Genomic DNA, 19,534 nt, shown 5'->3' on the forward strand with positions numbered 1-19,534 from the left:
CCGAGCGCCGCGCCGCGACGAGCCCGCCCGTGAGCGCGAGCGCGGCGCCGGCCAGCACCGTCGCGAGCAGCGCCGCCACGAGGACCCCCGACGCGACCACGCCCTGCTGGTCCTCGACCTGGGCGAGCGTGCGCGGGTACGGCGTGCGGAGCGCGAGGGCGCGCTGCCGCTGCCCGAGCGACTCCTCGAGCGCGTCGCGCAGTCCGGCCACGGCCACGCGCGTGCTCGCCGCCGTCCCCGGCTCCACCGACCGCAGGTCGGGCACCGTCACGACGCTCAGGCGCTCGACCGGGCGCTCGCCGAGCAGCGTCCCGGGCGCGACGACGAAGGGCCCGTACACGGGGAGGTTCCCGGACGCGGACCCGGCCGCACCCAACGGGTCCCGCTCCCAGGTCGCGTGATCGCCGCCCTGCGGCTGGAACGTCCCCACCACCTCGACGGTCACCGGGTCGACCGCCGCCGCTCCGGAGCGCGCGGGCTGCGCGGACAGCGTCAGCGTCGAGCCCGCCGTGACGCCCAGGAGGCCGGCCGTCGCGTCGAGGAGCGCGACCTCGACCGGCGAGCCGCCCGCACCGGCCGCGCCCGCCGGCCACCGACCCGAGGACAGGTCCGCGTGCTCGGCGAGGTCGTCGCCCTCGAGGAGGTAGGCGAGGCGCAGCTCGCCGCTGTCGAGCGGGGGCAGGTGGAGCGGGGTGGACGCCGCCCAGACCGACGTCGTCGTGGGGAACGCCGCGTACGCGGCCTCGACCGCGTCGACCACGTCGGCGGCGGCACGCTCCGCGTCGGCGGGTGCCGTAGCCCCCTCGTCGAGCCGCACCCCGGCGCGCACGCCGACGTCCTCGGCGTCGGTGCGACCGAGGGCGGCGACGAGCGCCTCGTCCTGGGCGGTCGTCAGCAGCGTCGCGCACAGGCCCAGCACGACGGCGCCGGTCACGACCACGGCGGCCACCGCGGCGAGCAGCCGCGCCTGCGTCAGCGCGCGACGCAGGACGAGCAGCACGGGTGCGCCGCGCGGGCCGGACCCCGCGCGGCGCACCTCAGGCATCGGCCAGCCGGCCGTCGACCAGCCGGACGGCACGGTCGGCGAGGGCGATCATCACGGGGTCGTGCGTCGAGACGATGGCTGTCATGCCCTCGGCCTCGACCACGCCCCGGATGAGCGCCATGACCGCCAGGCCGGTCTCGCTGTCGAGCTGGCCGGTGGGCTCGTCCGCGACGAGCAGGCGCGGGGACGCGGCGAGGGCGCGCGCGATCGCGACGCGCTGCTGCTGACCGCCGGACATCTCGTCCGGGCGCTGCGAGGCGTGGTCGCCGAGGCCGACGAGGTCCAGGAGCAGCCGGACGCGCCGCTCCCGGTCGGGCACCGACAGCCCCCGCAGCCGCAGCGGCACGCCGACGTTCTCCGCCGCGCTGAGCACCGGGATGAGGCCGAAGGTCTGGAAGACGAAGGCGACGGTCTCGCGCCGGAGCCCGACCAGCCCGGCCTCGTCGAGCGCCGTCACGTCGACGCCGTCGACCAGGACGGTCCCCGCGTCGGGACGGTCCAGCCCGCCCACGACGTTGAGCAGCGTGGTCTTCCCGGAGCCGGACCGCCCGACGAGCGCCACCATCTCCCCCGGCTCGACGTCGAGGCTGACGCCGTCGAGCGCGTGCACCGCGGTGGCGCCCGTGCCGAACGTCCTGCGCACGTCCCGGGTCCGGACGCCGGCGCCGGCGCGTGCGGCCGCGCCGCCCGGGGCGCTCACGCACCGCCCCGTCGCGCACCGGAGCCGGCCTGGCCGCCCGCACCGCGGGAGTCGTCGGCCCACATGCTCACGTGGTCGGCCTCGAGCGCGAGCCGGACGCGCCGCGTCAGGGCGAGCGCGTCGCGGTACTCCCGCGGCACCTGGACGCGCCCGGCGCGGTCCATCACGGCGTACTCCTGCGCGACGACGTCGTCGTCACCCGAGGCGTGCCGCAGGACCTCGCTGCTCGTCCTGCCGTCCCGGATCGCGACCGTGCGCTCGACCTGCTCGCTGACCGCGGGGTCGTGGGTGACGACGACGACCGTCACGCCCGCCTCGCGGTTCGCCGCGCGCAGCGCGCCGAACACCTGCGCCGACGTCGTCGTGTCGAGCTCACCCGTGGGCTCGTCGGCGAGCAGCACCTTCGGGCCGTTCACCAGCGCGACGGCGATCGCGACCCGCTGCTGCTCGCCGCCCGACATCTGGCGGGGCAGCCGGTCGGCGCAGTGGGCGACGCCCATGAGGTCGAGCACCTCCCGCGCGCGGGCCCGGCGCAGGCGCCGCGCCGTGCCCGCGAAGGACAGGGGAAGCAGCACGTTCTGGGTCCCCGTCAGGTAGGGCACGAGGTTCTGCGACGCCTGCTGCCACACGAAGCCGACGGTCGAGCGGCGGTACGCGGCGCGCTCGGCGCGGGGCATGGCCATGAGGTCCCAGCGCGCGACGCGCGCGCGGCCCGCCGTCGGTGCGTCGATGCCGGACAGGATGTGCAGCAGCGTCGACTTCCCGGACCCGGAGGCGCCGACGACGGCGACCATCTCGCCCCTGTCGACGAGCAGGTCCAGACCCTGCAGCGCCTGCACCTCGACCGGACCGGTCCGGTAGATGCGGACCAGGTTGTCGCACACGATCATCGCGTCCCGGCCGAACTCCTCCGCCCGGCGCACCCGCGCGCCGAGGTTCTCGAGCGTGCTCTCAGACATGCGTCCCCCGGGTGCCGCGGCCGGGCGCCCCTGCCCGCGTGCCGAACGTAGCGGGAGCGCAGGCCGAGGACCACAGTCCCGGGCGAACGACGGTGGCGCCGCTACCGGGACGCGGGCGTCACCCCCGCACGCCGTCACCCCCGGGCACCAGGCCGAGGGAGCGCAGGCCGGCGGCCAGCAGGTCCGCGACCAGGCGGGCGCCGTGGTCGGACAGGTGCGTGTCGTCCTGCTCGCCGTCGGGGAAGGCGGGCCAGGCACCGGGCTCGAGCCAGAGGAACGCCGCCTTGCTGCCCTCCTCGCCCATCCGCTGCCACAGCCGCCGCGAGGAGGCGGTGAGGTCGACCAGCGCGACGCCGTCCTCCTCCGCCAGGCGACGCACGGCCTGCGGGTAGCCGCCGTGGCTGGACCGCGCCCGGCCGTCGACGAACCGGCGCCGCTCCACCGGCGTGATCAGCACCGGCACCGCGCCGCGCGCCCGGGCGCCGACGACGTAGCGGCTCAGGGCCGCCGGGTAGGTGGACCAGGGCAGGGTGCCGCGCTCGTCCGGCTTCTCGTCGTTGTGCCCGAACGCGATGAGCAGCAGGTCGCCGGGACCCGTGACCGCGAGCGCCGCGTCCATCTGCCCCGAGGCGATGAAGCTCACCGAGCTCGCGCCCGACACCGCCAGGTTCTCCACGCGCAGGCCGGTCGCGTCCGCGAGCATCTCGCCCCACCCGGTGCGGGGGGCGCGTGCGGGACCGTAGGGCGAGGCTGTGGAGTCGGACACGACGACCGCCCGGCCGCTGAGCGGGGCGGGCCCCGGTGCCGCATCGGTCCACCCGCCCAGCACCTCGGCGACGCCGGGCACGGCCTCGGGTCGCAGCCGCGGACGGCCCGGGCCCTCGTGGGCGCCCGGGCCGGTGCTGCCGTGCTCGCCGAAGCGGGCGTCCTCCCAGGCGAAGCCGCCCATCGGCGACCACGCGTCCGCCGCGATGTGCGGCCCCATGACGCAGTCGACGAAGAGCGCCTCGCCGACCGCGTCCGCCTTGCCGCCGGGGTGCCACGGTCGACCGAGCCGGACGCTGCCGTCCGGCAGCCCCGGCCCCGTCAGACGGACGCCGCGGAAGAGGAACCCGCGCGTGTTCTCGCGGGCGGTGCTGGGGGCGGCCACCCACCCCGGTCCGACGGAGCGGATCTCGCCGCCCTCCACCACCGCGCGGGCCCGGCCGTACACGACGTCCACGTCCCCGACCACGAGGCAGTCGACGAGGTGCACGTGGCGCGTGTCCGACCAGCCCGGCGCGTCCAGCAGGACCGTGTCCTGCCGGCCGAGCAGCGCGCAGCCGCGGAGGCGGACGCGGTCGCCGCGGGTCCGCAGCGCGAGCGCCTGGGTGTCCTCCAGGCCCGGGTCGGCGGTGCGGTCGAAGGTGTTCTCGATCGTGAGGTGCTCGATCGTGACGTCGTCGGCGTCGACCGTGACGGTCGCGCAGTCCTGGACGATCGGCAGTCCGTCGCGGCCGCGGTCCCCCTGGCGCAGTCCCCAGGTGATCCGGACGTCCTGGGCGCGGCCCGTGGCGGACCGCACCGTCAGCGGGGCGGCCCGCGGCGCGATCACCACCTGCTCGACGTAGGTCCCCGGCTCGAGGACGACCTCGGTCACGTCGGGGTCCGCCAGGGCGGCGGCCAGGGCGGGCAGGAGGTCGACGTCGTCCCCGACGCGCGCGGTCTTGGCCATGGACCACCACACTAGTAACCGGTTCCGCCTATGCTCGACGGCATGAGCGCCACCGACGCCGCCCTGCCCGCCGCGCCTGCCCGGAGGGGGGCGAGCTACCGCAACCCGGTCCTCGACCTCGACCTGCCCGACCCCGACGCCGTCCGCGTGGGTGAGGACTACTGGATGGTCGCGTCGAGCTTCAGCCGGTCCCCCGGCCTGCCCGTGCTGCACAGCCGCGACCTCGTGCGCTGGGAGATCGTGACCCACGCGCTGCCCCGGCTCGTCCCCGAGCAGCACTTCGACCTGCCCCGGCACGGCGGCGGGGTCTGGGCCCCGAGCATCCGCCACCACGACGGCGTCTTCCACATCGTGTGGCCCGACCCCGACCGGGGCATCTTCGTCGTGAGCGCCGAGGACCCGCGCGGCCCCTGGAGCGAGCCCCGCCTCCTGCTCGCCGGCCTGGGGCTCATCGACCCGTGCCCCTTCTGGGACGAGGACGGCTCCACGTGGCTCGTCCACGGCTGGGCGAAGAGCCGCAGCGGCGTGAAGAACCGCCTCGGCCTGGTCCCGGTGGACGCCGGCCTGACGACCGCCACGGGGCCGGGCCGGGTCGTGATCGACGGCGACGCCATCCCCGGGTGCACCACGCTCGAGGGCCCGAAGATGTACCACCACGACGGGTGGTACTGGATCTTCGCCCCGGCCGGCGGCGTGGCGAACGGGTGGCAGTCCGTCTTCCGGTCCGAGCGCGTCACCGGGCCCTACGAGCACCGCGTGGTCATGCGGCAGGGTGAGACGCCGGTGAACGGCCCGCACCAGGGCGCCTGGGTCGACACCCCGGACGGCGCCGACTGGTTCCTGCACTTCCAGGACCGCGGGCCGTTCGGCCGCGTGGTGCACCTGCAGCCGATGACGTGGGGCGACGACGGCTGGCCGATCATCGGCACCCCGACCGGCGAGGGCTACGGCACCCCCGTGATCACCCACCCCACACCCCACGGCACGACGCAGGGCTCGCGGGTGCTGCCCGGATCGGACGACTTCACCGACGGGCTCGGCCGGCAGTGGTTCTGGCAGGCGAACCCGGGCGACGGCTGGGCCCGGACGCGCGACGGGCGCCTGGAGCTGCGCGGCCCCGGCAACGACGACGGCAACGTGCGCTCGCTCCCCCAGGTCCTCGCCCAGCAGCTCCCGGGCACGGGCGGGCGCTGGACCTGCACGCTGACCCTCGACGGCCCGGACGGGGCGCGTGCCGGCGTCACGGTGCTCGGCCGCTCCTACCTCTGGTGCGGGCTGCGCGAGGCGGCCGGCGGGCAGCGGCTCGTCGCCGCGGTCCGGGAGAACGGCGACCAGGACGAGACGCTGCTGGTCGACGAGCCCGCGCCGGCGCGCGAGGTCGAGCTGCGCGTCGACGTCGACCCGGAGGCCTTCGTCCGGCTCTCCGCGCGCACCGCCGAGGGGACCTGGCGCGTCCTCGGCTCAGGGCTGCCGGCGCAGGCCGGGCACTGGGTCGGGGCGGAGATCGGGGTCTTCGCGGCCGCACCGCTCGGTTCCCCCGCACCCGCGGTGGCGACCGTCGGCCCGGTGCGGCTCGAGGTCCCCGATGCCACCTGACGGGCCCGCCGGGTCCTCCCGCCGGCCGGCCACGATCGCCGACGTCGCCCGCGTCGCCGGGGTGTCGCGGGCGACCGTCAGCCGGGTCATGAACGGGCGTGTCATCCGGGACACCGAGGTCGCCCTCCGGGTGCGCCGGGTCGTGCGCGAGCTCGAGTACTCCCCGAGCTCCACCGCGCAGTCGCTGTCGCTCGGCGTGACGCACACCGTGGCGATCGTGCTCCCGGACCTGGGCAACCCGATGTTCCAGCAGATCCTCCGGGGCCTGAACGCGGCGGCCGCCACCGCCGGGTACCGGGTGCTGGTGTGCGACTCCGAGGAGGACCCTTCGGCCGAGGAGGCCCTCGTGCGCGAGGCCCGCCGGCGCAGCGACGCCGTCGTGGTGTGCTCCTCCCGCCTGCCGTACGACGACCTGCGGGCCCTGCTGAGCACGGTGACACCGGCGGTGGCCATCAACCGCCAGCCCGACCTCGCCGACGTGCCCGTGGTGACCATCGACTACGAGCGCGCCACCCGGGCCCTCGTCGAGCACCTGCTCGACCTCGGCCACCGGCGGCTGGCCTACCTGCAGGGGCCGTCCTCGAGCCGCCCGAACCGTGCCCGGCTGCGCGCGCTGAGCGCTCTGGAGCGCGAGCACGACGCGCTGGAGGTGACGCGCCTGTCCTGCGGGGTGACGCTCGACGCCGGCTACGCGGCGTGGCCGGCGGTCGCCGCGGCGGGCGCCACCGCCGTCGTCGCCTACAACGACGTCGTCGCCCTCGGCCTGCTCGCGCGCCTCGGCGAGGAGCAGGTGCCCGTGCCGGGGCGGCTCTCGGTGGTCGGCTTCGACGACATCGCGTTCTCCCGGTTCTCCGCGCCGCCGCTGACCACGGTGCGGGTGTCGCTGGCGGACGTCGGGGCCGCGGCGTGGCGCGAGGTCGAGGCACTCCTGCACGGCGTGGCCACGCAGGGCACCACCCACTTCGTGCCCGAGCTCACCGTCCGGCGCAGCACGGGCCCCGCCCCAGGCGGTCCGGCGTGACCGACCGGCTGAGCGTCGGCCGCACGGCGGTGGCGCGCCTGCAGGACGGCCGGGACATGGCGCCGGACGCCTCCCCGCGTCCGCTGCTGCACCCCGTCACGACGCTGCGCGGCACCCCGGTCACGCAGGCGGCACCGGCGGACCACCCGCACCACGCCGGGGTCGGCCTGCCCTTCCCCGACGTGGACGGCACCTCGTACTGGGGCGGGCGGACCTACGTCCGCGACGTGGGCTCGACCCTGCTGGCGAACCACGGCCGGCAGGACGTCGTCGCCGCGCGCCCGCTGCCCGACGGCTCGGGCGCGGACCTGACGGTCGTCTGGACGTCGGTCGACGGCACGGTCCAGCTGCGTGAGCTCCGCGAGCTGCGGGCCCGGCCGGCCGGGCCGGGCTGGGTGCTCGACTGGCGGTCGGTGCTGCGCGCCGAGACCGCGGTCAGCCTCGGGAGCCCGGCGACGAACGGCCGGCACGGCGCGTTCTACGGGGGCTGGTTCTGGCGCACGCCGTTCGCCGGCGCGCACGCCGAGACCGCGCAGGGCCCGGGCGTCGAGCGCGCGCACGGCGTCGCCACGCCGTGGCTCCTGGTGCGCGGTCCCGAGGCCACGCTGCTGTGCGTCCAGGTCGGCACGGTCCTGCCCTGGTTCGTCCGGACCGAGGGCTACGTGGGGTTCGGCCCCGCCGTCGCGCACACCGCACGACGTCGGCTGGCGGCCGGGGAGGAGCTGGTGCTGCACACGCGCACGCTCGTCACGGACGCCCCCGTCACCGACCCGGCGGCCCTCGCCGCCGGGCTCGCGGGCGCCGTCAGCCCTTGACCGAGCCGATGAGCGCCCCCTTGACGAAGTAGCGCTGGATGAACGGGTAGACGAGCAGCATCGGGAGCGTGGCGACCGCGATGACCGCCATCTTCACCGACTGCGCCGGCGGGACGACGTCGACCACGGAGGAGTCGGCGTTCATCCCGCTCGCCACGATGACGATCTGGCGCAGGAGCACCTGGATGGGCCACTTCGAGGAGTCGTTGATGAACAGGATCGCCCACATGTAGGTGTTCCAGTACGCGACGGCGTAGAAGAGGCCGATCGTGGCGATCGAGGCCATCGACAGCGGGAGCACGATGCGCCAGAAGACGCCCAGCTCCGAGCAGCCGTCGATCCGGGCGGCCTCCTCGAGGCTGTCGGGGATGGCCTGGAAGAAGCTGCGCATGATGACGAAGTTGAAGGCGTTGACCGTCACCGGGAGGATCAGCGACCACAGCGAGTCGAGCAGACCGAGCGAGTTGACCACGATGAACGTGGGGATCATGCCGCCGCTGAAGAGCATGGTGAAGACGACCATGAAGTTGATGACGCGCCGCCCGCGCAGGTAGCGCTTCGACAGCGCGTAGGCCATCAGCGAGGTGACGACCAGGCTGACGAACGTGCCGATCACCGTGACGAACACCGAGACGCCCATGGCCCGGAAGATGGTGGGCGTCGAGAGGATGTACCGGTAGGCGTCGAGGGTGACGTCGTTGGGGATCAGCACGAAGGGCCGGGTCGCGAGCTCGCCCGGGCTCGCGAACGAGCTGCCGATGACGTGGACGAAGGGCACCAGGCACACGAGCGCGAACCCCGTCAGGAGCACGACGTTGAGCACCTGGAACGCCCTCATGCCCGGTGTCGTGCGGCGGGTCACGCGGCCGGTCACGCGGCCCTGCCGGCGCGCCGCGCGGGTGGTCGTCGTTGTCATGAGGTGCTCCTGTCAGGAACGGGACGCAGGGCGAAGAAGCCCGCACTGAGGAAGAAGAAGAAGGCGACGGGGAAGAGGATCAGCTGGCTGCCGAGGAGGCAGACGAGCCCGGCGGCGGCGAACCACCAGCCGGCCCGGCGCAGCCACGGCCGACGTCGTGCCACGAGGAGCCCGACGGCGCCGAGCACCAGCACCGCCACGAGCGTGAAGCCGAACCAGGCGCCGAGCGTCTGCATCGACTCGTACGACGCCGCACCGGCCTGGTCGCCGCCGAGCGCCGGCTGGACCACGCGCTCGAAGGTCTCCTCGTCGACCCGGTTCATCGTGAGGGAGAAGCCCCCCAGGAAGACGGTCGCGAGGAGCACGCCCAGGCCGGCCGTCCACAGCTCGGCCCCGCGCGGGACCGTCGGGGGCGGGACGGCCGGGCGCGAGACCCAGGCCGTGACCGCGGGGTCAGCGAGGCGCGTCATGGTCTCCCCGCACGTCGAGGACGACGTCGGTGCACCCCTCGGCGAGCACGACGGGGCCGACGGCGCCACGCACCCGGACCTGCGCGAGCTCGGAGTCGGTGACGTTCCCCAGCCGGACGCCGAGCGAGGTGACCGGGTCGAGGCCGACGGCCATGTCCGGGGAGCCCGGCACCGGCTCGTCGGCGAACGAGACGCTCACGTCGTGCAGCGTGATCTCGCTCAGCGGCTGCTCCGGGAGCCCGTAGAGGTAGGCGGCGCACGCGTCGACGTCGCGCGCGGTCACGTGCGAGACGTGGATCCGGCGGATGAGCGGCGTCGAGCCGTCCACCGGACGCGGGGACCGGTCGCCGACGTGCGGCTCCTTGCCGTCCGGCCCGCAGAAGTAGAAGGGGTTGATGACGACGGGGCAGAGCACGCCGTCCATCACGATGTTGGTGATCCGGACGTCCTCGACCACGCCGCCGCGGCCGCGCCGCGTCTTGATCCGGACGCCGCGGTCGGTGCCCTGGAACACGCAGTTGCTGATCACGACGTTGCGGACCCCGCCCGACATCTCGCTGCCGATGACGACCGCACCGTGACCGCGCACCATCGTGCAGCCGGTGACGACCACGTTCTCGCACGGCACGGGCTCCGGTGCGTGCTCGGTGCCCGCCTTGATCGCGATGCAGTCGTCGCCGACGTCGATGTGGCAGTCGCTGATGCGGACGTTGCGGCACGACTCCGGGTCGATGCCGTCGGTGTTCGGCGAGTCGTCCGGGTTGAAGATCCGCAGGCCGGCGATCGTGACGTCGCTGCACAGCGCGGGGTGGACCGTCCAGCTCGGCGAGTTCTGCAGGGTGAGGTCGCGCACCGTGACGCGCGTGCACTCGTGCAGGCCGATGAGCGTCGGCCGGGCGGCGGCCAGCTGGTCGCGGTGGTTGCGGAAGAGGTCCCACCAGGCGGGGCCGCCGCCGTCGATCGTGCCCAGTCCCGTGATGGCGACGCCGGTCTCGCCGTGCGCGTACAGGCACGGCTGGTGGACGTCGACCGGCGCGCCCTCCCAGCGGACCTGCACCACCGGGTACAGGGCGGGGTCCGGGACGAACTGCAGGGTGGCGCCCGCCTCGAGGTGGAGCTCCACGTGCGAACGCAGCCGCAGCGCCCCCGTGCGGTGCACACCGCTGGGGACCACGACCCTGCCGCCGCCGGCGTCCGCCGCGCGGTCGATGGCGTCCTGGAGCCACCCGGTTGCCAGACCGGTCTCCGCGCCCTGCCACATCTCGTCAGTACCCTGCACGTCCCGTGCCTCTCGTCGTGCGTGTGGAGCCGGTGCCGGCCCACGGTGCTGGGCACCGTGGGCCGGCGTCCGGGTGCTAGCCGTTCACCTCGGCGTAGGAGGCCGTGAACTCCTCGATGACGGCGTCCAGGCCCTGACCGCGGGCGGACTCGATGGCGTCCTCGTACCCGTCCATGTCGATGTCGCCCATGACGTAGCGGTTGAAGGCGTCAGCGATCGACTGGTTGATCGCTGACCACTGCGCGTCGTAGGTCTCCGACGTGAGCGGCTGGGCCGGGTTGGTGACGGCGAACTCGGCGTTCAGCGGGATCAGCTCGTTCGACAGGTTCTGGTACGGGTCGCTGACCTTGTACGTGGCGACGAGGTCCGAGGGCCGCGAGCCGGCGTACGGCTGCACCTCCTGCTGCCAGACCCCCTGGTCGAGGATCGTGAGCACGCCGTCGGCGTCGAGCTCGTAGTGCGTCCCCTCGATGCCGTTCGTCATGAGGTCGAACGCCTCCTCGTCCAGGAGGCTGTCGATGAAGCCCAGGACGTGGCGCAGCTCGTCCTCGGTCTTGATGTTCTCCTTGGAGATCGCGAGCCAGCCGCCCATGCCGCCGTTCGTGTCGGAGACGACGCGGCGCGGGACGTCGCCCCACGTCATGTCGTTGACCAGGGCCCAGGCCATCGGGGTCTCGGGGTTCGCGGACCGGGCGAGGTTCATGTAGTTCCGCGCCTCCATGAGGCCGGTGATGACGATGCCGCCCTTGCCCTGCGCGATGGCGTCCTGCTGGTTCTGCTTCTGGGTCGTCACGAACTCCTGGTTCATGTGCCCGTTCTCGTAGACCTCGCGGTACCACTCCATCGCGGTCTTGAACTCGTCCGTGGTGAAGGCCGGCACGACCGTGTCGTCGTCATCGACCACGAACTTGTCGCCGGCACCGAAGTAGCCCGCCAGGACGCGGAACGAGAGCTGGAAGCTCTCGGCACGCTCGATGAAGCCGACCGTGTCCGCCGCGCCGTTGCCGTCGGGGTCGTCCTCGGTGAACGCCCGCGCGACCTCGCCGAGCTCCTCCACCGTGTGGGGCGTCTCGAGGCCGAGGTTGTCGAGCCAGTCCTGCCGCACGAGGACGCCGTAGCGCGCCAGCGGCTTCTGGAACGGGACGCCGTAGAGGCCGCCGTCGATGCGCGCCGCCTCGAGCGTCTTCGGGTCGATCTCGGAGAGGTTCGGGAACTCCTCGAGGTACTCCTCGACGTCCCAGAACATGCCCGAGGACAGCGCGTTGCGCACCGTCGAGCTGTCGACCTGCGTGAGCGTCGTGAGGTCGGACAGGGTGTTGGACGCCAGTGCGGCGTTGAGCTTCTCGTCCTTGGACGCGTCCGGCACCCACTGGATCTCGAACTCGACCCCGGTGTGCTCCTCCAGCGCGACCTGGATCGGACCCTCGGCGTCCGGCGTCGTCGGCGTGTGGAGGATCGACATCCAGGTGATCGGCCGGTCGAACGAGGCCTCGGACGAGCCCTCGTCCGTCGTGCCACCGCCGTCGCCGTCGCCGCCGCCACCGCACGCGCCGAGCACGAGGGCGAGCGCCGCGACCGAGGCAGCGCCAGCGGCACCTCGGCGTGCTGTCTTCATCATGAGCTTCCTTCCAGGGAGAGTGGCCGTACCAGGTGACCCGGGGCGGGTCGGGACGTGGGTGCGTGGCGGGGCGGACCCGCGAGGTCCGGTGCGCCGGACGGGTCGAGCTGGCGCAGGACGCCGCGCATGACGAGGGCGTGGACGGCCACGGGGATCCCGACGCCGAACATCAGCAGCAGCGGCAGCGCGAACGAGAACATCAGGACGTGGCTGACCGCCACGGTCACGGCGGCGAGCACCGTCCAGTGCAGGGAGCCGAAGCCGATGACCAGGGCGGTGGTGATCTGGCCCCGGATGGTCGGGACGTCCAGGGCCGCCATGACGAAGAAGACGTAGGAGCAGGCCACGGCCAGCACGACCAGGGCGACGATGTTCAGGACGCGGACGTACCAGTTCGAGACCGCGAGCAGGTTCACGGTGATGACCGCCCCGGCACCGAGGAGCACCCAGCTGACCAGGACCGGACGCCACCGCTGCTCGAGCGCGTACCTCAGGAAGGTGCGGGCGACCGGGGGCGTCTCGCCGAGCCGGAACCAGCGGTCCACGTACTTCGCCATCGCGTAGGAGGCGGGGCCGATGCCGAGCACGACGACGCCGACGACCGTCGCCACCGTCCACAGCACGTTGAGCCACGCGATGCGGTAGGCACTCACGAGCACGGCGTTGATGCGGGCGAAGCCCTCGAACGAGAACATGCGCGTCACTCCTTCCTGTCCCGAGCCGACCGGCTAGTAGACGCCTTCCTCGCCGAACTTCTTGGCCAGGCGGTTCGCGCAGACGACGAGGATGAGCCCCACCAGGCCCTTGAACATGCCGACGGCGGTGGCGTAGCTGAGCTGCCCGTTCTTGATGCCCGTCGTGTAGACGTAGGTGTCGAAGATCTCTCCGACGTCACGGTTGAGTGAGTTGAGCAGCAGGAACATGTGCTCGAAGCCGAGCTCGAGGATGTCGCCGATCGCGAGGATGAACATGATCACGATCACCGGGCGGATGGCCGGGAGCGTGATGTGCCAGGTCTGGCGCAGGCGCCCGGCGCCGTCGAGGTTCGCCGCCTCGTAGAGCTCGAGGTCGACGGCCGTCATCGCGGCCAGGTAGACGATCGTCCCCCAGCCCGCGGTCTTCCAGATGTGCTGGAAGACGTACATCGGGCGCAGCCACTCCTCGTCGGTGAGGAAGGCGATGGGTTCCCACCCGGCGTTCCGGATGAGGTTGTTGATCGCGCCGCCGTCCGTCGTCAGCAGCACGTAGAAGATCGAGACGACGATCACCCAGGACATGAAGTGCGGCAGGTACACGATCGACTGCACCGAGCGCTTGAAGACCCGGCCACGGAGCTCGTTGAGCATCAGCGCCAGGATGATCGGCATCGGGAACGAGAAGGCCAGGAGCAGCGCGGACAGGCTCAGCGTGTTCCGGAGCAGGACGAAGAACGAGTCCTCCGTGAACAGCCGCACGAAGTGGTCGAAGCCGACCCACGGGCTCCCGGTCACGCCGAGGAACGGCATGTAGTCCTGGAACGCGATGACGAGCCCGCCCATGGGCAGGTACTTGAAGACCAGGAAGTAGGCGATCCCGGGCAGCGCCATCAGGTACAGCGCCCGGTAGCGCCACAGCGACTGGGCGCCGGACGCCTTGCGTCGCGGCACGAGCCCGCCGGAGGGCGGCACGGGTGCCGGGGCCGTCGCCGCGGTCAGGGGCGAGGCGCTCATCGGCCTACCATCAGGGCGGTGGTGACAGCCACGGCGGACCGCCTCTCGTCGTCGAGGGCAATGGAGGGAACCGGTTCCGGGAAACCGTTTGCCGACTCTGGCACACGAGACACCCGCTTGGCTAGTTGCTGATCACCGGGCGCCGCGAGCCGCCGTCGCCGCCCGCGTCGCCAGCCGCCGACGCCTCGCCCCGGAGGAGGAGCCCGTGCCCGAGTCCGCCGTCGTCCAGGGCCACGACGCCGCCATCCGCCGGGTCCGCGTGCCGGGCGAGGGCGAGCCGGTCATCGGAGGCCCCGGTCGCCCGGCGACCGACCCGCCGGACGGGCTGGACGTGCGGGTCGTCGCGTCCCGGCTGCCGGGCGCGCGTCCGGCGATGCTCGTCCTTCCCGGCGGCGGCTACCGCCACCACGCCGCCCACGAGGCCGAGCCCGTCGGGCACTGGCTGGCCGGCCTCGGGGTCCACGCCGTCGTCCTGCGCTACCCGGTCGCACCCGCGCGCCACCCCGCGCCGCTCGAGGCGGCCGTCCGTGCGCTCGCGTGGATCCGCGAGGCCTCGGGCCCGCTGCAGGTGGACCCCGGCCGGGTCGGGGTCCTGGGGTTCAGCGCCGGCGGCCACCTCGCCGCGACCCTGTGCGGGCAGCCGGACCCGCCGGACCTGGCGGTCCTGGCATACCCGGTGATCTCCTTCCTCGACGAGCCGCACGAGGGCTCGGTCGCCGCGCTGCTGGGACCGGACGCCGACGCCGAGGCCCGCGCCGCGCACAGCGCCGATCGTCACGTCTCCGCGCGCACACCCCCCGCCTTCGTCTGGCACACCGCCGACGACGCGTCGGTGCCCGTCGGCCACCCGCTGCGGTACTGCGGGGCGCTGGCCGCCCACGCGGTGCCGTTCGAGCTCCACGTCTTCCCCGAGGGGCGTCACGGTCTCGGGCTCGCGACCGAGGCGCCGCACGTCGCGCGCTGGACCTCGCTGTGCGAGACGTGGCTGCGGTCCCGGGGCTGGCCCACCGGGGGCTGACGGCGGCCCGACGAGGTGACAGCGCGCCCGATCAGTTCCGACCCGGCGAGCGGTCTCTCTGACGGGAGTGCCGCAACCGCGGCCCCGGACACCGCGGAGGACACCATGACGACCCCGACCCACGCGCGCCCCGGCGGCACGCAGCGCCCCGGCCGGCCGCCGATCGTCGACCAGGCCGCCTGGGACGCCGCGCGGGACGAGCTCCTCCTGCGGGAGAAGGCCCACACCCACGAGGGCGACGCGATCGCGGCCGCCCGACGCCGGCTCCCCATGGTCGAGCTCGACGCCACGACCCCGGTCGTGGGGGCCCAGGGCGCCGTCCCCTTCCTCGACCTGTTCGAGGGGCGCGACGAGCTCGTCGTGTACAAGCACATGTGGCACGACGGGGCCCCGCACCAGGGCCAGTGCGAGGGCTGCACCGTCTCGGCGTGGCACCTCAAGGACGCCGTCTACCTCAACGCCCGCGGCGTCTCCTTCGCGATCGTCACCGAGGGCCCGTGGGACGAGGTCGCCCCCTTCCTCGCGTTCATGGGCTACACCCAGCCCTGGTACTCCGTCCGCGGCCTCGACGAACCGCTCGGCGGCGAGATGGGGCACCTGTCGAGCTTCCTGCGCGACGGCGACCGGGCGTTCCTCACGTACTCCACGACCGGCCGGGGCACCGAGCCGGCCAGCGGGTCCTTCGCCCTGCTCGACATGACGCCCTACGGCCGCCGCGAGGCGTGGGAGGACCAGCCCGAGGGCCGACCCGAGGGGCACGATCCGTGCTGGTACTGGCGCACCGACGCCGAGGGCACCGCGACGTGGGGCGAGACCGGCCGCCCGACGCCGCAGTGGACCCGGCCCGGGGCGGGGCCGGTCGAGTCGCTCGGGCGCCACGACCACCACCACTGACCCGCCGCCCGACGTACGCGCCGGCGCGAGCCGATCGACGGCTACGCGTGCGCGGCCCGCTCGTGGGCGTCGTGGCCGATCGGCTCCAGCTGGAACGTGCAGTGGTCGGTGTCGAAGTGCTCCCCGAGGCACTCGCCGAGGGCGTCGAGCACCGCGCCCGCACGCCCGAGGGCGAGGCACTCGTCGTCGACGACGACGTGGGCGGACAGCGCCGGCACGCCGCTCGTGATGGTCCACGCGTGCAGGTCGTGGACGTCGACGACTCCCGGGACGCGCTTCATGTGGGTGCGCACGCGGTCCAGGTCGATGCCCCGTGGCGTGGCCTCGAGCAGGACGTCCAGCACGTCGCGCAGCAGCGCCCAGGCGCGCGGGAGGATGACCAGCCCGATCGCGGCCGACGCCACGACGTCCGCGCGCACCCAGCCCGTCGTCGCGATGACGACGCCCGCGACGACGACGGCGACGGAACCGAGCAGGTCCCCGAGCACCTCGAGGTAGGCGCCGCGCACGTTGAGGCTCTCGTGGCGGCCACCGCGCAGCAGCAGCAGGCCCACCACGTTGGCCGCCGCGCCCACCAGGGCGACGGCGATCATGGGCCCGGTGGCGACGTCCGGTGGCGCGCCCCAGCGGCGCACGGCCTCGACGACGACCCACACGCCGAGCCCGCCGAGCAGCAGCGCGTTCGCCAGCGCGGCCAGCACCTCGGCGCGCTGGAGGCCGAAGGTGCGCGTGCTCGTCGCCGGCCGCCCGGCCAGGCGCGCGCCGAGCAGCGCGATCGCCAGCCCGGCGGCGTCCGTGAGCATGTGGCCCGCGTCGGCCAGCAGCGCGAGCGAGCCGGACACGACGCCGCCGACGACCTGCGCCGCCGCGACGGTCAGGGTGATCGCCAGGACAGTGGCGAGCCGCCCGCGGTGGCGTCCGGTCGCCGTCGACGCGCCGTGGCCGTGCGCGTGGCCGCCCATCAGTCGTCGTCCTCGTCGCCGTCCTCGACCAGCTCGCCCTCCCACGCCTCGCGTCCCTCGTGGATCGCGAAGGCCGCGATGACGAAGCCGGCGACGGGATCGAGCCACGCCGCCCCGGTGAGCTCGAAGAACACGAGCCCTGCGAGCGTCGAGGCGCTGAGCAGGACGCAGATGCGGGTCTCGGCGGCGTCGGCCAGCACCAGCGGGTCCGCCAGCGCCAGGCCGACCCGCCGCTTGGCCGCGGCGAGCACGGGCATCACGATCACCGAGGCGACCAGCACCCCGACGGCGAGCGGTGAGCGCTCGGGCCCCTCGCCGTCCACGAGGCTGCGCACCCCTTCGACGACGACGTACGCGGCGAGCACGAAGAACGTCACCGCGACGGCGCGCAGGGTGAGGCGTTCGCGACGCTCGTCCGTGCCGCCGTCGCGCAGCCGGGCGCTCAGGCGCAGCGCGACCAGGACGGCGGCGGCGGACTCGATCCCCGAGTCCACGCCGAACCCGATCACCGACACCAGCCCTGCGGCGACGCCGGCGCCGATCGCGACGACGCCCTCGACCACGTTGTACGCGACGGTGAGCTGCGCGAGCCGCAGCGCCCGGCGCGTGAGGGCCTCCGTCCCCGCGGCGGGCCTGACGCCGGCCCGCGTCACCGACGGCTCCCGTACGTCGAGCACAGCACGACGGCGTCGCCGGTGAGCGCGAGCAGCTGCTCCGCGGCGGCGAGGAGCGCCTGCGTCGCGTCCGGGTGGGCCAGCGAGTACACGGACGCCCGGCCCTGGGGCCGCGCGGTGACGAGGCCGCAGTCGCGCAGGCACGCCAGGTGCTGGGAGACGGTCGACTGGGCGAGCCCGAGGTGGGCGGTCAGGTCGACGACGCGGTGCTCGCCCAGCGCGAGGTGGCGCAGGATGGCGAGGCGCGACGGGTCTGCGAGCCCGCGGAACAGGCACGAGGCGGCGTCGAGCCCGGCGTCGTCGGCCCTGCCGAGGCCATCCGTGCCTGCATCGCTGTGCGCCTGTGTCATCGTCATGTGCCGATGCTACCCGCCTCCGGTGGCGCGCCGGGCCGACGCCCCTAGCGTGGTTCGCGACGCACACCAGACGTGCCGGACGCCGGCCGTCGCGGCGCCTCGAAGGAGAAGCGAATGTCCGCGGTCGAGCACGAGACGCACCTGCCGGAGCGCGCCGTCGTCGAGGGGGACCCGTACCGCCTCGACCCGGCCGCCGTCCGCGAGCCCCCGACGACGTGGCGCGGCTCGCTGCGCTTCTTCGGCCCGGGGCTGATCATCTCCGCGTCCGTCGTCGGCGCGGGTGAGCTCATCACCGCCACGGCACTGGGCGCGCAGGCGGGCTTCGTCCTGCTGTGGCTCGTCGTGTTCTCCACGCTCGTGAAGGTCGCCGTGCAGGTCGAGATGGCGCGCTTCTCGATCGTCACGGGCGAGGGCGGGATGGAGGGCTACGCGACGGTCCCGCCGCGGTTCGGGCGCCTCAGCTGGGTCTTCCTCATGTGGGCGCTCATGGCGATCTCGAAGCTCGTCCAGACGGGCGGGCTGATCGGCGGCATGGCGGCCGCGCTCAGCATCCTGCTCCCGGTGGGATCGGGGCCGCTCGAGACGACGTCCCTGACGTTCTGGGCTGTCCTCGTGACGGTGATCGCCATCGCGACCCTCTACTCGAACCGCTACGGGCTGATCGAGAAGGTCGCCGTCTTCCTCACCATGACGTTCGTCGTGGTGACCGTCGTCATCGCGCTCGGGCTGCCGCTCACCGAGTACGCCTACTCGGGCGGCGACCTCGCGTCCGGCCTGTCGCTCAGCCTGCCGGTCGGCGCGATCGGCGTCGCGATCGCGATGTTCGGCCTGACGGGCGTGGGCTCGGAGGAGATCACGGCCTACACGTACTGGTGCCTCGAGAAGGGCTACGCGCGCTGGTCCGGCCCCAACGACGGGACGCCCGCGTACCGCCGTCGGGCGCTCGGGTGGATCGCCGTGATGCAGAAGGACGCGCTCGTCGCCTGGGTGATCTACACCCTCTCCACCATGTCGTTCTACGTCATGGGCGCGGCCGTGCTCCACCCGCAGGGCCTCGTGCCCGAGGGCAACGACATGATCCTCGTGCTGTCCCAGACGTACTCCAGCGTCCTGGGCGACTGGGGACGCATCCTCTTCCTCGTCGGCGCCCTGGCCGCGCTCGGCTCGACCATCTGGGCGGCCATCCCGTCGTGGTCGCGGTCCTGGGCCAACGCGCTCAGCATCCTGGGCGTCTTCGACTGGACGGACGCGCGCCGCCGCAACCGGTGGATGCAGTTCTTCATCGTCACGCTGCCGCTGATGTGGCTGCTGACGTTCCTGTGGATCGCCTCGCCGTTCATCATGATCCTGATCGGCGGCGTCGCGGGCGGCATCTTCCTCGCGGCCGTCGCGGTGGCTGCCTGGTACCTGCGCCGCACGCGCGTCGACCCGGAGCTGCGCGGCGGCCGGTTCTCCGCGATCGCGCTCGGGGTGAGCGGCATCGCGATCCTGCTCCTCGGCCTCTACAGCGCGCTGAGCGCGGCCGGCCTGCTGGAGATCGGCTGACGGGTGTCGCCGTCCCGGCCGGGGCTCGGTCCGGGCACGACCCGGCGAGTCCCGCGGTCACGGTCGGCAGCGTGACCCACGGCTGCGGCTGACGCACCCGGGTGTGCGGCGCCGCGGCGCGTGTCGTGGGCGGCGAGCGGCTGCCGCACGCTTAACCTGGAGACGCAGCAAGGGCCCCTCGGAATAGGCGTCCGAGGGGCCCTGCTGCGTGATCACCCACCGCGGCCCCGGTCTCCCGAGAGC

At 73.9% G+C, this 19,534-nt stretch carries 19 protein-coding genes; 6 read left to right on the top strand and 13 right to left on the bottom strand.

Annotated features, from left to right (window positions below; translation table 11 throughout):
* The 4 genes from IDM29_RS03230 to IDM29_RS16975 all read right to left on the bottom strand — a co-directional run.
* Window positions 1-1,045 (bottom strand): hypothetical protein (locus IDM29_RS03230; protein WP_223147922.1); only part of this gene is annotated, 1,045 nt, incomplete at its 3' end.
* The gene (locus tag IDM29_RS03235) at window positions 1,038-1,745 is read right to left on the bottom strand and encodes an ABC transporter ATP-binding protein (RefSeq protein ID WP_182112420.1); all 708 of its coding nucleotides are present in this window, start codon (window positions 1,743-1,745) and stop codon (window positions 1,038-1,040) included. The genes IDM29_RS03235 and IDM29_RS03230, both read right to left, overlap by 8 nt.
* Window positions 1,742-2,704, bottom strand: a complete 963-nt coding sequence (locus IDM29_RS03240) for an ABC transporter ATP-binding protein (RefSeq protein WP_182112421.1) — start codon at window positions 2,702-2,704, stop codon at window positions 1,742-1,744. Before IDM29_RS03240 ends, IDM29_RS03235 begins: the two co-directional genes overlap by 4 nt.
* A 118-nt stretch (window positions 2,705-2,822) precedes the next feature.
* Complete coding sequence (locus IDM29_RS16975) at window positions 2,823-4,418, bottom strand: pectinesterase family protein (RefSeq protein ID WP_220457983.1); 1,596 nt, start codon at window positions 4,416-4,418, stop codon at window positions 2,823-2,825.
* A 42-nt stretch (window positions 4,419-4,460) separates the two neighbouring features.
* Between IDM29_RS16975 and IDM29_RS03250 the strand changes: the two genes are divergently transcribed.
* Genes IDM29_RS03250 through IDM29_RS03260 form a run of 3 tightly spaced genes read left to right on the top strand, consistent with a single transcriptional unit; the run spans window position 4,461 to window position 7,850 of the window.
* Window positions 4,461-6,014: a glycoside hydrolase 43 family protein gene (locus IDM29_RS03250; protein WP_182112422.1), complete on the top strand. Its 1,554-nt coding sequence runs from the start codon at window positions 4,461-4,463 to the stop codon at window positions 6,012-6,014.
* Window positions 6,004-7,035, top strand: a complete 1,032-nt coding sequence (locus IDM29_RS03255; RefSeq protein ID WP_182112423.1) for a LacI family DNA-binding transcriptional regulator — start codon at window positions 6,004-6,006, stop codon at window positions 7,033-7,035. The genes IDM29_RS03250 and IDM29_RS03255 overlap by 11 nt, the downstream gene beginning before the upstream one ends.
* On the top strand, window positions 7,032-7,850 hold the full coding sequence (locus tag IDM29_RS03260) for a DUF6807 family protein (RefSeq protein ID WP_220457984.1): 819 nt from the start codon (window positions 7,032-7,034) through the stop codon (window positions 7,848-7,850). Before IDM29_RS03255 ends, IDM29_RS03260 begins: the two co-directional genes overlap by 4 nt.
* On the opposite strand, the gene IDM29_RS03265 is transcribed toward IDM29_RS03260, so the two are convergent.
* The 6 genes from IDM29_RS03265 to IDM29_RS03290 all read right to left on the bottom strand — a co-directional run bounded on the left by IDM29_RS03265 (window position 7,840) and on the right by IDM29_RS03290 (window position 13,842).
* The gene (locus tag IDM29_RS03265) at window positions 7,840-8,766 is read right to left on the bottom strand and encodes a carbohydrate ABC transporter permease (RefSeq protein ID WP_255491675.1); all 927 of its coding nucleotides are present in this window, start codon (window positions 8,764-8,766) and stop codon (window positions 7,840-7,842) included. The two genes, IDM29_RS03260 and IDM29_RS03265, sit on opposite strands and share 11 nt — an antisense overlap.
* Window positions 8,763-9,236 carry a DUF4064 domain-containing protein gene (locus IDM29_RS03270; protein ID WP_182112424.1) on the bottom strand — a complete coding sequence of 158 codons (474 nt, stop codon included), beginning with the start codon at window positions 9,234-9,236 and terminating at the stop codon, window positions 8,763-8,765. Before IDM29_RS03270 ends, IDM29_RS03265 begins: the two co-directional genes overlap by 4 nt.
* On the bottom strand, window positions 9,220-10,515 hold the full coding sequence (locus IDM29_RS03275; protein WP_255491676.1) for a glycoside hydrolase family 28 protein: 1,296 nt from the start codon (window positions 10,513-10,515) through the stop codon (window positions 9,220-9,222). Before IDM29_RS03275 ends, IDM29_RS03270 begins: the two co-directional genes overlap by 17 nt.
* Before the next feature lie 76 nt (window positions 10,516-10,591).
* Window positions 10,592-12,130 (bottom strand): extracellular solute-binding protein, encoded by a 1,539-nt coding sequence (locus IDM29_RS03280; protein WP_182112425.1) that lies wholly within the window; start codon window positions 12,128-12,130, stop codon window positions 10,592-10,594.
* Window positions 12,130-12,828 carry a YesL family protein gene (locus IDM29_RS03285; protein ID WP_182112426.1) on the bottom strand — a complete coding sequence of 233 codons (699 nt, stop codon included), beginning with the start codon at window positions 12,826-12,828 and terminating at the stop codon, window positions 12,130-12,132. Before IDM29_RS03285 ends, IDM29_RS03280 begins: the two co-directional genes overlap by 1 nt.
* Before the next feature lie 33 nt (window positions 12,829-12,861).
* Window positions 12,862-13,842 carry a sugar ABC transporter permease gene (locus IDM29_RS03290; RefSeq protein ID WP_182112427.1) on the bottom strand — a complete coding sequence of 327 codons (981 nt, stop codon included), beginning with the start codon at window positions 13,840-13,842 and terminating at the stop codon, window positions 12,862-12,864.
* Window positions 13,843-14,047: 205 nt separating this feature from the next.
* Here IDM29_RS03290 and IDM29_RS03295 point away from each other — a divergent pair, with 205 nt between their 5' ends.
* Together IDM29_RS03295 and IDM29_RS03300 are read left to right on the top strand one after the other, a co-directional pair.
* Complete coding sequence (locus tag IDM29_RS03295) at window positions 14,048-14,860, top strand: alpha/beta hydrolase (protein WP_370525772.1); 813 nt, start codon at window positions 14,048-14,050, stop codon at window positions 14,858-14,860.
* A 105-nt stretch (window positions 14,861-14,965) separates the two neighbouring features.
* Window positions 14,966-15,754 carry a DUF899 family protein gene (locus IDM29_RS03300; RefSeq protein ID WP_182112428.1) on the top strand — a complete coding sequence of 263 codons (789 nt, stop codon included), beginning with the start codon at window positions 14,966-14,968 and terminating at the stop codon, window positions 15,752-15,754.
* Window positions 15,755-15,795: 41 nt separating this feature from the next.
* On the opposite strand, the gene IDM29_RS03305 is transcribed toward IDM29_RS03300, so the two are convergent.
* The 3 genes from IDM29_RS03305 to IDM29_RS03315 are packed head-to-tail and all read right to left on the bottom strand — an operon-like array spanning window position 15,796 to window position 17,746.
* A complete protein-coding gene (locus tag IDM29_RS03305) occupies window positions 15,796-16,716 on the bottom strand; it encodes a cation diffusion facilitator family transporter (protein ID WP_182112429.1) in 921 nt (306 codons plus the stop codon).
* The gene (locus IDM29_RS03310) at window positions 16,716-17,369 is read right to left on the bottom strand and encodes a cation diffusion facilitator family transporter (protein WP_182112430.1); all 654 of its coding nucleotides are present in this window, start codon (window positions 17,367-17,369) and stop codon (window positions 16,716-16,718) included. Before IDM29_RS03310 ends, IDM29_RS03305 begins: the two co-directional genes overlap by 1 nt.
* Window positions 17,366-17,746 carry a metalloregulator ArsR/SmtB family transcription factor gene (locus tag IDM29_RS03315; protein WP_182112431.1) on the bottom strand — a complete coding sequence of 127 codons (381 nt, stop codon included), beginning with the start codon at window positions 17,744-17,746 and terminating at the stop codon, window positions 17,366-17,368. Before IDM29_RS03315 ends, IDM29_RS03310 begins: the two co-directional genes overlap by 4 nt.
* 114 nt (window positions 17,747-17,860) lie before the next feature.
* Between IDM29_RS03315 and IDM29_RS03320 the strand changes: the two genes are divergently transcribed.
* Window positions 17,861-19,291 (top strand): Nramp family divalent metal transporter, encoded by a 1,431-nt coding sequence (locus tag IDM29_RS03320; RefSeq protein WP_182112432.1) that lies wholly within the window; start codon window positions 17,861-17,863, stop codon window positions 19,289-19,291.
* The last annotated feature ends 243 nt before the right edge of the window (window positions 19,292-19,534 follow it).

Origin of the sequence: Actinotalea sp. JY-7885 (genome assembly GCF_014525465.1) — a bacterium.
GTDB lineage: Bacteria > Actinomycetota > Actinomycetes > Actinomycetales > Cellulomonadaceae > Actinotalea.